Origin of the sequence: Enterococcus ratti, assembly GCF_001886195.1 — a bacterium.
Lineage (GTDB): Bacteria > Bacillota > Bacilli > Lactobacillales > Enterococcaceae > Enterococcus_B > Enterococcus_B ratti.
The window spans coordinates 67,856-82,278 of the sequence record NZ_JXLB01000012.1 but is presented as its reverse complement, the minus strand read 5'-3'; the positions used below and the strand labels follow the sequence as shown (position 1 = coordinate 82,278).

Here is a 14,423-nt window from a genome sequence, read left to right as displayed (position 1 = left end):
ACATTTTTAAGAACAAATGATCGATAAAAATAGGGACAAATCCCTCAAAGGGTATCCGTCCCTATTTTTAAACAACTTCCGCTTACTCAAAAAATGCTGCGACTTTGTAAAGCACGCTCGATCGTTCGATCTGCTAATATTGACTGGGCATCAATTACAGGATAAATCTTTTCTCCTACATATTCTTGCATTAACGACAGTTCCGTACAGCCTAAAATGATCTTTTCACAATTAAAACGTTGAATCGCTTCTTCTAGAATTTCATCGTATAATTTCTTATTAAGATAATCGGCTTCTTTGATATCATGATAAATCAAATGATTAATTTTTGCTTGCAGCTGTGAATCCGGAATGACTACGTCAAAACCTAATTGTCTGACTTCTTTTTCATAAATTCCTGCTTTCATGCTGCCTTGCGTTCCTAAAAGTGCAACTTTTCCAGTCGTTTGTTGACGAACCAATTCATTAGCTGCTTCTTTTGGCATATGAAGAATTGGAATTTTCGTTGCTGCTTGTAATTCATCAAAAAAATAATGAGCGGTATTGCACGTTAAAACAATAAAATTGGGATTTAGCAAATTTTGTTGTTTAATATCATCAAGTAAATAAGGCATCGGACTTTCCTGTTTACGATCTAAAATATAAGCCGTTCTATCAGGCACCGTTGCATGATTGAATAATACATAGTTTAAATATTCTTGGTCTTTTTTCGCCTTTATTCGATGATTGATTAAACGAATAAAGCTTTCTGTAGCCTTTGTACCCATTCCACCCAAAATACTAAAAAAGTTTTCCATGAATCAACCTTCTTTCACATGAAAATATTTTTTAAATCGGGGAATGTAATTTCTAAACATATACTTCATCAATACCCAGCGTTTAATCGACCGATCTTTTTTATAAAAAACAGTAGTTCCATATCGGTTTTCTTTAATCATTTTTTCTGCCATTTTTTTATCTTTGCTTTCTTTTGCATAAGTTATAAAAATTTTTTTTGGTACACCCATCCATAATTTTGCTTGATCAGTTTGATTGGTCCCATAAATCGTTTCTGTAAATGCTTTTTTTAACACACGATCTTCTGTTACAAATTTTGCTAAATTCAGTCCATTAAGAGTTACAAAAAAACTACTTCTTCCTTGACGAAGATTGATTTCAAATAATTTGTATTCACCGTCTCTTGAATCATATTTCATATCAAAATTGGCAAATCCCGTATACTTGATTTCTTCTAAGAAACGTTTAATCGTTTGATAAATTTTTTCATTGTAATCTGGCATGATCACCACATAATTTCCGATTGACGCCGGTGTAGGATCTTCTAATAAAGGATGTCCTAAACACATCATACGTACTTGATGTGTTTCATCCACATATGCATTCAACACACGCATATTACTGTCATCACCGGGAATAAAATCTTGGACAATTATTTCACTGGTATACCCCGCTTCATAAATACGTCCTACAATCACATCAAATTCTTTCCGGTTATCAATGATAAACGCTTTTTTTCTACCTTCAAATTGGATAGACAAATACTCCACGCTATTAGCGGGCTTTACTGCCACCGGAAATTCAAGCGGTAATTCTTGTTTTAAATAGCCATCCATTAGCATTTCTTTTTTCACAATAAATGTTTTTGGGTAGGGCAATTTATATTGCTCACATACTTCATAAAAACTTACCTTATTAATTAAACGCTTAAATAACGAATAGTCGATGTAAGGACAAATAAAATACTTCGATAATTCCTCTTTGTGTTGAGAAATCAATTCTGCATACCCGTCTCCACAAGCGAGTAGTAGATATTTCTTCGTTTTATCTGTATACTTCTCTTTTGCTAAACGCAGCATGGATTCAATAAATATAGGATCTTTATCAAAGCCATGAATTACTTCTACTTTAACAATCTTACTATAGCGAGTAGGCGCTAATTGGTTTGAAGCATACGCTTGACACTCTTTTCCATAGGCTTCATGAAACGAGCGTGCCATCCCATATACGTTCATGTCACTGCCTAATAAAATAGGAATAAATTCTTCTTTTTCATTACTGTTCATTATTATCTCTCACTTACCCATAATCTCTAGTTTTTCTTTTTCAACTACACAAGAAATATCATACCACAAAGAAAAAAGCAATCAAAGGAAACTCCTCCGATTACTCAATTCTTTTTTGAACGGATTGAACTTATAGGAAGTTTTTATCTATACTAATTAGTGTAGAAAGAACTACCATGTAACGTATTCTAGAATAGTCAAGTCAATAAAACAAGAAGAAATAGCTGTTTTTAATTCTTTTTTAACCATCCTATTTATTAGTCATTACTTTTTTTAAATATTTTCCCGTATAACTTTCTTTTACTTGGATGATTTCTTCCGGCGTCCCCACTGCCAAAATCGTTCCGCCGCCTTCACCACCTTCTGGACCAAGGTCGATAATATAGTCAGCAGTTTTAATCACATCCAGATTATGTTCAATCACCAATACCGTATTTCCTGCTTCTACCAAACGTTGCAATACATCAAGCAATCGTGCAATATCATCCGTATGAAGACCGGTAGTTGGCTCATCTAAAATATAAAAATTTTTACCGTTGGATATTTTGTGCAACTCACTTGCCAGTTTCATACGCTGCGCTTCTCCACCAGATAACGTCGTTGCTGGCTGCCCCATCGTGACGTACCCTAAACCAACATCCACAATTGTTTGTAATTTTCGGTGAATCTTAGGAATCGGTTGGAAAAATTCCACCGCATCTTCTACCGTCATCTCTAAAACATCAGCAATACTTTTTCCTTTGTAATGAACTTCTAGCGTTTCAGAATTGTAGCGTTTGCCATGGCAAACTTCACAAGGCACGTAAACATCAGGTAAAAAGTGCATTTCAATTTTAATGATTCCATCACCACGACATGCTTCACAGCGCCCACCTTTTACATTAAAGCTAAAGCGACCTTTTTTATACCCACGCATTTTGGCTTCGTTCGTTTGGGCAAATAGCTCTCGAATATCATCAAACACACTGGTGTAAGTCGCTGGATTGCTTCGCGGTGTTCTGCCGATTGGACTTTGATCGATATCAATAATTTTTTCAATGCTTTCGTATCCTGTAATAGTGCGAAATTTTCCCGGTTTAGCAGAATTGCGATTAAGCTTTTGAGCCAAAGCACGTTTAAGAATGCTATTTACTAGCGTGCTCTTACCGGAACCAGAAACACCAGTTACAGCAACGAATTCTCCTAAAGGAAACGTAACTGAAACATTTTTTAGATTGTTTTCTACAGCACCTGTTATTTTTATTTCTTTTCCATTTCCCTTTCGACGTTTGTTAGGCACTGGAATACTCTTTTCACCAGATAAATACTGTCCTGTCAATGAATTTTTATCCGCAGCTACTTCTTTTGGCGTTCCAGCAGATACGATCTCTCCTCCTTGATGACCAGCTCCAGGACCTACATCAATAAGATAATCTGCTGCACGCATGGTGTCTTCATCATGCTCTACAACTACTAATGTGTTTCCTAAATCTCGCATCTTTTTCAACGACCCAATCAAACGATCATTGTCTCTTTGATGAAGTCCAATCGAAGGTTCATCTAAGATGTAAAGTACTCCTGATAAATTAGAACCAATCTGAGTAGCTAAGCGAATTCGTTGTGCTTCTCCTCCTGACAAAGTACCCGAAGCACGGCTCAACGTTAAATAATTCAATCCCACATTTTCTAAGAAAGAAAGGCGATCATTCACTTCTTTTAAGATAGGTCGCGCAATAACTTTTTCTTGTTCAGAAAGAGTTAAACAAGAAAAGAACGCTGCTGCTTTTTGAATAGATAATTCATTTACTTGTCCAATATTAGTTCCATTAATTTGAACAGATAATGCTTGCGGATTCAAGCGATATCCTTTACACGTTTGACAAGTTAATTCGGTCATGTATTGTCTCATTTGCTCTCTTGTAAAATCACTTGTTGTTTCATGATAACGGCGTTTAATATTCTTTAGTACCCCTTCAAAAGTCGTTTCTACATCTCGTACTCCACCAAAATCATTTTCATAATGGAAATGAAAAGGTTCATCCGTGCCGTTCATCACAATTTCTTGATGCTCTGCTGGTAATTCTTCAAAAGGTGTATCCATATCAATTCCATAACTTTCACAAGCTTGTCTTAACAATTGCGGATAATACTGCGAACTAATTGGATTCCATGGAACGACCGCACCTTGGCTTAATGTCTTTGTACGATCCGATACGACCAAATCTTGGTCAACTTCTAATTTAACCCCCAGCCCGTCACAATCCGGACATGCACCAAAGGGAGCGTTAAATGAAAACAACCTTGGCTCTAATTCGCCTACAGTAAAGCCACAATACGGACACGAATAATGTTCACTAAACAGCAGTTCCTCTTTGCCGATCACATCAATCAAAACATACCCTTCTGCCAAACGTAAAGCTGCTTCAATGGAATCAAACAAACGTGACCGAATACCTTCTTTTACGATAATTCGGTCAATAACAATTGCTATGTCATGCTTTTTATTTTTCTCAAGTTCAGGTACTTCACTTAAGTCGTAAATCTCACTATCTACTCGAACACGTACATACCCTTCTTTTTGAATGCGTTCAAACACTTTTTTATGTTGCCCTTTTTTCTTTACAATGATAGGAGCAAGAATTTGAATCTTCGTTCGTTCTGATAGTTCCAACACTTTATCTGCCATTTGATCAATTGACTGGCTAGTAATCTCAATGTGATCATTTGGACAGATTGGATGACCGACACGAGCAAACAACAAGCGCAGATAGTCGTTAATTTCAGTCACTGTGCCGACTGTCGAACGAGGATTTTTACTTGTCGTTTTTTGATCGATGGAAATCGCAGGACTTAATCCATCAATACTATCTACATCTGGTTTATCCATTTGTCCTAAAAACTGACGTGCATAAGCAGAAAGACTTTCGACATATCTTCTTTGTCCTTCTGCATATAATGTGTCAAATGCTAATGAACTTTTTCCAGAACCCGACAATCCTGTCACTACAACAAATTTATCTCTAGGAATTGTAACATTTACGTTTTTTAAATTGTGGGCTCTTGCACCATGGATGATAATTTTATCGTTTGCCATATAATCCTCCTACTTTGAAGCCTTTAATTCAAGAATCATGTCTCGGACGTTAGCAGCCGTCTCAAAATCTAAAGCTTTTGCAGCATCTTTCATTTCTTTTTCTAATTTCATTAGCAGTGTCGCTTTTTCTTCTCTTGTCATTTCTTCATAAGATACTTGAACCGTTTCTTTTGCTTTGTCTTCTGAGACTTTCGTTATTGAGATTAAATCCCGAATTTCTTTAATAATTGTTTTTGGAATGATTCCATGTTCTTGATTGTATCTTTCTTGGATTCTGCGGCGTCTTGCAGTTTCGTCAATCGCCCGTTGCATTGAATCAGTTATTTTATCTGCATACATAATTACTTTTCCTTCTGCGTTTCGAGCAGCTCGACCGATTGTCTGTACTAAGGATCGTTCACTGCGTAAAAAGCCTTCTTTGTCTGCATCTAAAATTGCCACTAATGAAACTTCCGGTACGTCTAACCCTTCACGCAATAAATTAATTCCTACAAGCACGTCAAATTCACCTAAACGAAGATTGCGAATAATTTCCGTACGCTCCAACGTTTTGATGTCGCTATGAAGATACTTGACTTTAATTCCTAATTCCTTGAAATAATCCGTTAAGTCTTCTGCCATTTTTTTCGTCAAGGTGGTCACAAATACCCGCTGATCTTTTTCTACTCGCTCATTAATTTCACCGACAAGATCATCAATTTGCCCCATAATTGGTCGTACTTCGATCAATGGATCCAGTAGCCCAGTAGGACGAATGATCTGTTGGATTACCGTATCCGTCTGCTCGTATTCATAAGGACCGGGTGTTGCAGAAATATAAACGATTTGATTCACATGTTTTTCAAATTCTTCCAAACGTAACGGACGATTATCTAAAGCCGATGGCAAACGAAATCCATAATCCACTAACATTTGTTTCCTTGCCCGATCTCCGTTGTACATTCCACGAATTTGTGGCATCGTCACATGTGATTCATCAATAATCATCAAAAAATCCTTAGGAAAAAAATCAAGTAGCGTATAAGGCGGTTCGCCTTCTTTACGTCCATCCATGTGGCGGGAATAGTTTTCAATTCCAGAAGTATAGCCCATCTCTAGCATCATTTCAATGTCATAATTTGTTCGCTGTTCCAAACGTTGCGCTTCAAGCAATTTATTTTCATTTCGTAAAACAGCCAAACGCTGTTCAAGTTCGGCTTTAATATTGGCGACAGCTTGCTCCATGTGTTCATCATTTGTAACAAAGTGTGTTGCTGGAAAAATGGCTACGTGCTCTGTTTCTCCTAATACTTCTCCGGTCAACGCATTGACTTCCCGGATTCTTTCAACCTCATCTCCAAAAAATTCGATGCGCAATGCACGTTCATCCCGTGAAGCTGGGAAAATTTCCACAACATCACCACGCACTCGAAAACGACCACGCTGAAAATCTATATCGTTTCGCTCAAATTGAATGCCCACTAATTCTCGAATCAATTGATTCCGATCAAGTTCAGCTCCTCTTCTAATGGAAACGACTTGTTTTTGGTACTCAAAAGGTGACCCTAAACCAAAAATACAAGAAACAGAAGCAATTACAATGACATCGTTTCGTTCCAGTAATGAACTAGTTGCCGAATGCCGCAGTTTATCAATTTCATCATTGACACTGGAATCTTTTTCAATATACGTATCGCTTGAAGGAACATAGGCTTCTGGCTGGTAGTAATCATAATAAGAAACAAAGTACTCGACTGCATTGTAAGGGAAAAACTCTTTAAATTCTCCATATAATTGTCCAGCTAATGTTTTATTATGAGCAATAATTAAAGTTGGCTTATTTACTTTTTCAATAAGATTGGAAACCGTATATGTTTTTCCGGTGCCCGTTGCTCCTAAAAGTATCTGCGCTTTTTTTCCTGCAACAACCCCATCAACGAGCTGGCTAATAGCTTCTGGTTGATCTCCTGCCGGTTGATATTTTGACACCAATTCAAAGTGTCGGGAGGTATCTCTTTCTATCATTTTTTATCCTCCTTCTCATTCTCTCCTCTTCATTTTACGACTGAAAAAAAGAAAAGGAAAGCAAAGGCATTTCATGCTTAGACATTATATCATACCGAACATACTTTCGCTACTTCTAACTTTTTATTTTCTTAAATAAATCTTCAATACCTAACCTTGAAATGTTATATTTTATAACGTGATTTGTGATGAAATGATTTTTTTTTATTTTTTTCAACACATTCAACTTGTATCTATTATTAGTTTTCACCTATAATAAAAAAATATGAAAAGTTATTGGGATTTTAGGAGGTTGATTATGAAAAAAAAGCATTTTATTCACATAATTATTTTCATGATGATAGGATTTATCACATTTACGTTTAGTATTCCCATGCAAGCTGAAAATAAAAATACAACAGAATCACGCACGAAGGAGACGATGCAAAAAATAAAACCAGAAAAAGAAACCTATGTTATCGCCAGTGATTCAGCTTTCGCACCTTTTGAATTTCAAAACACAGAAGGAAAATACGAAGGAATTGACGTCGACTTAATGAAAGCCATCTCTAAAATGCAAGGATTCAACTTGCGCATGGACTATCGCGGATTTTCTGCTGCTTTACAAGCATTAGAATCTGGGCAAGCAGATGGAATGATCGCAGGAATGACGATTTCTGATGAGCGTAAAAAAAATTATGATTTCTCTGATCCTTACTTTGAAAGCGGAATTCAAATTGCTGTTAAAAAGGGCAATCACGCCATTAAATCCTATAAAGATTTAAAAGGAAAAACTGTAGGTGCCAAAGTCGGAACTGAAAGCGCCGATTTTTTAAACGATCACGAAAACCAATACGGATACACTATCAAATATTTTGATTCTGCCGATCAATTATATGATGGTTTAAAGATTGGCGCAATTGATGCCATGATGGATGATTATCCAGTCATCGGTTATGCTATCAAAAGCGGACAAAATTTAGAAACCCCCATTGCCAAAGAGTCAGGCGGGAAGTATGCATTCGCCGTCAAAAAAGGACAAAATGGTGAACTTTTGCAAATGTTTAATGAAGGACTAAAAGAATTAAAGCGGACAGGCGAATACAATAAGATTCTTCATCAATACATTTCAACAGACAGCAATGCCGCTCAAAAAAGCAAAGATGAATCCACATTGATCGGACTACTACAAAACAACTACCAAGCTTTGCTTAAAGGATTATGGAAAACCATTTTATTAACACTCATTTCCTTTGCTTTGGCATTAATAGTTGGAATTATTTTTGGATTATTTAGTGTAGCACCTATTCGAGCCTTGCGAACCATCGCAAGCATTTATGTCGATATCATTCGTGGTATCCCAATGATGGTTCTTGCTTTCTTTATTTTCTTTGGGTTACCAGGACTCATTGGTTTTACAATTCCAGATTTTGTCGCCGGAATCATCACATTAACACTAAATGCAAGTGCCTATATTGCTGAAATCGTTCGCGGCGGGATTAAAGCTGTGCCAATAGGACAAATGGAAGCTTCTCGCAGTCTTGGTCTATCCTACAACCGAACCATGCAAAAAATTATTTTACCGCAAGCAATTAAAATTATGTTACCGTCTTTTGTTAATCAGTTTGTAATTTCATTAAAAGATACAACGATTATTTCTGCAATCGGAGTAGTTGAATTATTACAAACGGGTAAAATTATCGTTGCACGTACCACACAAAGTACGTATGTTTATCTCATTATCGCTATCATGTATTTGATTCTCATTACCGCTCTTACAAAATTAGCGAAAGTCTTAGAAAAGAAGGTGAAATAAGATGGCAGAAAAAATTCTAGTGGAACATCTTGTGAAAAAATATGGTGAGCATACTGTTTTAAATGATATCAATGTTTCAATCAATGAAGGCGACGTTGTTTGCATCATTGGCCCTTCCGGTTCAGGAAAAAGTACTTTTTTACGCTGCTTAAACCGGTTAGAGGAACCTTCCGATGGGCAAATTATTATTGATGGTGCTCATTTAATGGACAAAAACACAGACATTAATTTAGTCAGACAACATATTGGAATGGTATTTCAACACTTCAATCTCTTTCCGCATCTTTCCGTGCTGGAAAACATTACTTTAGCTCCCATGGATTTAAAAAAAGAAGCAAAAGAAGCCGCAGAAAAAAAAGCAATCAAATTGCTGCAAACAGTCGGTCTTGAAGATAAAAAAGACGTGTATCCAGAAATGCTTTCCGGCGGACAAAAACAGCGGGTCGCCATTGCTCGTGCTTTGGCAATGAATCCCGATATCATGTTGTTTGATGAACCTACTTCTGCTCTTGATCCAGAAATGGTCGGCGACGTATTAAACGTCATGAAAAAATTAGCAAAACAGGGAATGACTATGGTGATCGTCACACACGAAATGGGGTTTGCAAAAGAAGTCGCCAATCGCGTCATGTTCATTGACGGCGGGAATTTTCTTGAAGATGGAACGCCGCAGCAAATTTTTGAAAATCCACAAAACGAACGAACAAAGGACTTCCTAAATAAAGTATTAAATATTTAATTCTCATAAAAAAGAAGGAGAACATCTTCCTTTCATTTTCTTATAAGCGTACAACTTTCTTTTTTAATCATCCCCCTCAAAAGATGGTTTTCTTCTGAGGCTATAAGCCACTAATACTAGCCAGCGTCTCAAGGCGCTGGTTTTATCAGTTTTGCTCCTTCTTAAGAGGAAGTTATATCACTTTTTAACCCTTAAAAAAGACACTATATTCTCAAACACTCAGTCTATCTAAAGCTATATCATGCTTTTCTTGTTCTTGAATACATTTCTTTATTGTCGTTTCGTTAAGTCCAACCGTACTTACATATTCCTCCGCCAAAAAATGACAGCTTCCAAACTATATTCCAAATTCGCATGTTTATCGAATAGCATCATGGCGCTTTTTCCTTTTAGATATTTTATGAAACTCGAAACACTTATTTTAGGCGGGATATTTAGCAATAGATGTACATAAACTAGCATCATATGTCCTTCAATTATTTCTACTCCTTTGTAACTGCGCTGAGCTATTAGACTTATTCGCCTTCAAATTTCTTCCTTTCGTTATCATGTAGTCTGAACAACTACATTTTAATGCGATTGAAGAGATTTTTTAGTAGACTTTTTACTATTCTACTCACATAGCGGGTGCTTTTTTGTTTCGCTCACTTTGCGAGCTAAACGGAGTCTAAAGACATAAAAAAGAACGCCGAGAAGAAAATCATTAGACGATGATTTTCTTCTCGGCGTTTACATTTCATTTGCTTATTTTCTCTTTTTCCCACCAAAGGCATCTTTGACTTTCTCAAAGAAGCCATCTTCTTGCTGTTCTTCTACTTTCATTCCACCAGCAGCTGCAAAGGCACGTAAAGCTTCACGTTGTTTTTCGTTTAAGTTTTTAGGTGTAATTAATTTTACTTTTACGTGTTGATCACCCATTGCTCCGCCCCGAAGTTTAGGTGCTCCTTTTCCACGTAAACGGAAATTTGTTCCTGTTTGCGTACCAGCAGGAATTTTTAATTTCACATCACCATGTACAGTCGGAACTTTTACTTCGTCACCTAGCGCCGCTTGAACAAAACTTAACGGCAATTCATAATAAATTTCCGAACCATCGCGATCAAAAATATCACTTTCTTCTACACGAAAGACAACGTACAAATCACCAAATGGTCCACCATTTTCTCCAGCTTCTCCTTGTCCGGCTAAGCGCATTTGTTGTCCTTCTTCTACACCAGCTGGTACATTCACTTTAACTGAGTGAGTTTTCTTTTCATGACCAGAACCGTGACAAGTCGGACAAGGTTCTTTGATTTCTTTTCCTGTACCATGACAGACATCACAAGTCTGACGACTCATCACACGGCCAAGAGGGGTTTGACGTTCAATATTAATTGTACCCGATCCATGACACTTATGACAAGTCGTCGGTTGTGTACCGGGTTTTGCGCCATTACCATGACAAGTCTGACAAATTTCTTCACGATTGTACTTGATTTCTTTTTCCACGCCAAAAATAGCTTCTTCAAAAGACAGATTGATTGTATATTGTAAATCTGCTCCTTGTCTAGGTGCATTAGGGTCAACAGTGCGCCCTCCACCACCAAAAAACGAATCAAAAATATCTTCAAATCCGCCAAAACTGCCGCCGGAAAATCCACCAAAACCACCAAAGCCGCCGGATCCGCCAGCTCCATAATTTGGATCTGTCCCAGCATGGCCGTATTGATCATAAGCCGCCCGTTTTTGCGGATCATTTAAAATTTCATAAGCCTCTGACACTTCTTTAAACTTTTCTTCAGCGTCAGGTTCTTTATTGATATCCGGATGGTATTTTTTTGATAGCTTACGATAAGCTTTTTTAATTTCATCTTCAGAAGCTCCTTTTGAGAGTCCTAAGATTTCATAATAATCACGTTTTGTTGCCATAGGCTTTCCTCCTATTGGTTCTCATCATTTCCACGTCGCTTGTTATCATATCACATTTTTACTAAAACCAAAACTGCAACTTTAAAGTATTTTCAAAAGAAAAAGCCAAAGCAGTAACTTTGGCTTTAAACCTACGCAGTCTAAAAATAGAGCTATAAAATCATATTTCTTGAACACTTTTATCAATTATAGACCTCTATCTTTTTAAACGACCTCTGCTTGATAAAATGTTCAAAGGCCCTTATCTTATGATATCAAACTCGAACAAAGAAAATCTTTTATTCTTTGTTCGAAATTTGCTATTGTACAATACAGCCTATTTGCAACCTCTTTTAGAAGTCAATTATTTTTTGTCATCGCCGTCAACTTCTTCAAAGTCAGCATCTACTACATCATCTGCTCCGCCTTGCGCTGCTTCAGGGTTTTCTTGAGCTTGTTGTTGAGCAGCTTGTTCATATAATTTTACTGTAAGGTTTTGAACAATCTCATTCAACGCATCACGTTTTGTTTTCATTTCTTCAATATTATTTGCTTCTACAGCAGCTTTTAACTCATCACGAGCTGTTTCTGCTTTTTTCACTTCTTCTTCAGAGACTTTCCCTTCTAATTCTTTTAGGGTTTTATCAACTGAAAATAGCAAAGCATCCACGTCATTGCGCAAATCAACTTCTTCTTTACGCGCTTTATCTGCTTCGGCGTTTGCTTCAGCATCCTTAACCATGCGTTCAATTTCTTCATCCGTTAAACCTGAAGAAGACTTAATCGTAATTTTCTGTTCTTTTTGTGTACCTAAATCTTTGGCAGATACATTAACGATTCCGTTTTTATCAATATCAAACGTCACTTCAATTTGAGGAATTCCGCGTGGTGCAGCAGGAATATCTGTCAATTGGAATCTTCCTAATGTTTTGTTATCCGCAGCCATTGGACGTTCCCCTTGCAAAACATGGATATCTACAGCAGGTTGATTATCCGCAGCTGTCGAGAATACTTGAGATTTACTTGTCGGGATCGTTGTATTGCGATCAATCAGTTTCGTAAATACGCCACCCATCGTTTCGATACCTAATGATAGTGGAGTTACATCCAGTAAAACAACATCTTTCACATCACCAGTAATCACTCCACCTTGAATAGCCGCACCCATTGCAACTACTTCATCTGGATTTACTGATTTGTTCGGTTCTTTTCCTGTTTCTTTTCTCACAGCTTCTACAACTGCAGGAATACGCGTTGAACCACCCACTAAAATAACTTCATCAATTTCAGATTGAGACAAACCTGCATCTTTCAACGCTTGGCGAACTGGAATTTTGGTGCGTTCAACCAAATCAGCCGTCAATTCGTCAAACTTCGCACGAGTCAACGTCATTTCCAAATGTAAAGGACCAGCTGCTCCAGCGGTAATGAACGGCAAACTGATTTGTGTACTTGACACACCAGATAAATCTTTTTTCGCTTTTTCAGCTGCATCTTTCAAACGTTGCAAAGCCATTTTATCTTGGGAAAGGTCAATGCTGTTTTCTTTTTTAAATTCAGCAACCATATAATCAATAATTTTATTATCAAAATCGTCCCCGCCTAAGTGATTATCTCCAGCTGTAGACAATACATCAAATACGCCGTCACCCAATTCAAGGATGGATACATCAAACGTTCCCCCACCAAGGTCAAACACTAAGATCTTCTCATCGCGATCTGTTTTATCTAGCCCATAAGCAAGAGCTGCTGCAGTCGGTTCATTTACAATACGTTCTACTTCCAAACCAGCAATTTTTCCCGCATCTTTCGTTGCTTGGCGTTGAGCGTCATTGAAGTACGCAGGAACAGTAATAACTGCCTTTTCTACTTTTTCACCTAAGTAATCTTCTGCAAATCCTTTAATATATTGAAGAATCATTGCAGAAATTTCTTGCGGCGTATATGATTTGCCTTCCACCTCTACTTTATAGCCTGCTTCACCAATATGGCGTTTAATCGAAGAAATCGTATTGGGATTTGTCACTGCTTGGCGTTTTGCAACTTCCCCTACTTGAATTTCTCCATTTTTAAAAGACACAACAGAAGGCGTCGTACGGTTTCCTTCTGGATTTGCGATAATTTTTGCTTCATTTCCTTCTAAAACAGCAACTGCTGAGTTAGTTGTACCTAAGTCAATACCGATAATTTTACTCATAATTAACGTCTCCTTATTTTGGTTACTTTTTTATTTTAACATGACTTTATTGTGCAACAATCACCATTGTAGGTCTTAATACGCGGTCATGTAATTTGTATCCTTCTTGCAGCACTTCCACAATCGTTTCGGCTGGAACTTCCTCTGTAGCCGGCACCGTTTGAACCGCTTGATGAAGGTTGGGATCAAACGTTTCCCCTTTTGCCAAGATTTTCTCAATGCCTTCTTCTTTAAGTGCTTGTTTCAAACTTTCTAAAACCATTTCTACGCCTTTTTTCAAATTTGCTCCTTGATCATCTGAGACATCTGCTACCAGCGCACGTTCTAAATTATCAATAGAAGGCAATAACTTTTTCGCCAAATCTTGCGAACGGTATTTTTGTAATTGTTCTCGTTCATTTTTTCCACGATTTACCATATTCGCAATCTCTGCTCGAGCACGCAAATACTTGTCTTCCATCTCTTCTAGTTCCGCTTTTAAATTTAAAAGCGCAAACTCTTCGGCCTCCGCATCAGAAACCCCTGAATCCTCTGCCGCTTCTGTATCTATCTCGATATTCGTTTCAATATCTGTTTGAACATCTGTTACTTCACTATCTAGCTCTTCCTGATTTTCTTTCACGATATACTCTCCCCTTCGCTATTCAGTCAGCCCTTCATCTCTT

General features: G+C 37.3%; 9 protein-coding genes and 1 pseudogene. 2 read left to right on the top strand and 8 right to left on the bottom strand.

Translation table 11 applies throughout. The features are described from left to right. Positions 1-86 precede the first annotated feature (86 nt). The 4 genes from RV14_RS07255 to uvrB all read right to left on the bottom strand — a co-directional run bounded on the left by RV14_RS07255 (position 87) and on the right by uvrB (position 7,140). Entirely contained in the window at positions 87-797 is a 711-nt protein-coding gene (locus RV14_RS07255; RefSeq protein ID WP_071855624.1) for an amino acid racemase, read from the bottom strand. Positions 798-800: 3 nt separating this feature from the next. Further along, positions 801-2,066 carry a D-aspartate ligase gene (locus tag RV14_RS07250; protein ID WP_174544645.1) on the bottom strand — a complete coding sequence of 422 codons (1,266 nt, stop codon included), beginning with the start codon at positions 2,064-2,066 and terminating at the stop codon, positions 801-803. 247 nt (positions 2,067-2,313) lie between these two features. Beyond that, positions 2,314-5,136 carry an excinuclease ABC subunit UvrA gene (gene uvrA, locus RV14_RS07245; protein ID WP_071855622.1) on the bottom strand — a complete coding sequence of 941 codons (2,823 nt, stop codon included), beginning with the start codon at positions 5,134-5,136 and terminating at the stop codon, positions 2,314-2,316. A gap of 9 nt (positions 5,137-5,145) precedes the next feature. Further along, on the bottom strand, positions 5,146-7,140 hold the full coding sequence (gene uvrB, locus RV14_RS07240; protein WP_071855621.1) for an excinuclease ABC subunit UvrB: 1,995 nt from the start codon (positions 7,138-7,140) through the stop codon (positions 5,146-5,148). A 298-nt stretch (positions 7,141-7,438) separates the two neighbouring features. Here uvrB and RV14_RS07235 point away from each other — a divergent pair, with 298 nt between their 5' ends. Further along, on the top strand, positions 7,439-8,935 hold the full coding sequence (locus RV14_RS07235; protein WP_084650327.1) for an amino acid ABC transporter substrate-binding protein/permease: 1,497 nt from the start codon (positions 7,439-7,441) through the stop codon (positions 8,933-8,935). Between the two features lies 1 nt (position 8,936). Beyond that, the gene (locus tag RV14_RS07230; protein ID WP_071855620.1) at positions 8,937-9,674 is read left to right on the top strand and encodes an amino acid ABC transporter ATP-binding protein; all 738 of its coding nucleotides are present in this window, start codon (positions 8,937-8,939) and stop codon (positions 9,672-9,674) included. A 211-nt stretch (positions 9,675-9,885) separates the two neighbouring features. Here the strand turns inward: RV14_RS07230 and tnpA are convergent. From tnpA to grpE, 4 genes and pseudogenes are all read right to left on the bottom strand, one after another. Next, positions 9,886-10,169 (bottom strand): annotated as a pseudogene (tnpA, locus tag RV14_RS07225) (IS200/IS605 family transposase); the annotation flags it as partial. Positions 10,170-10,418: 249 nt separating this feature from the next. Next, positions 10,419-11,582 carry a molecular chaperone DnaJ gene (gene dnaJ / locus RV14_RS07220; protein WP_071855619.1) on the bottom strand — a complete coding sequence of 388 codons (1,164 nt, stop codon included), beginning with the start codon at positions 11,580-11,582 and terminating at the stop codon, positions 10,419-10,421. 343 nt (positions 11,583-11,925) lie between these two features. Next, positions 11,926-13,758 carry a molecular chaperone DnaK gene (dnaK, locus tag RV14_RS07215; RefSeq protein WP_071855618.1) on the bottom strand — a complete coding sequence of 611 codons (1,833 nt, stop codon included), beginning with the start codon at positions 13,756-13,758 and terminating at the stop codon, positions 11,926-11,928. A 46-nt stretch (positions 13,759-13,804) separates the two neighbouring features. Then, the gene (grpE, locus tag RV14_RS07210; protein ID WP_071855617.1) at positions 13,805-14,380 is read right to left on the bottom strand and encodes a nucleotide exchange factor GrpE; all 576 of its coding nucleotides are present in this window, start codon (positions 14,378-14,380) and stop codon (positions 13,805-13,807) included. Between the last annotated feature and the right edge of the window lie 43 nt (positions 14,381-14,423).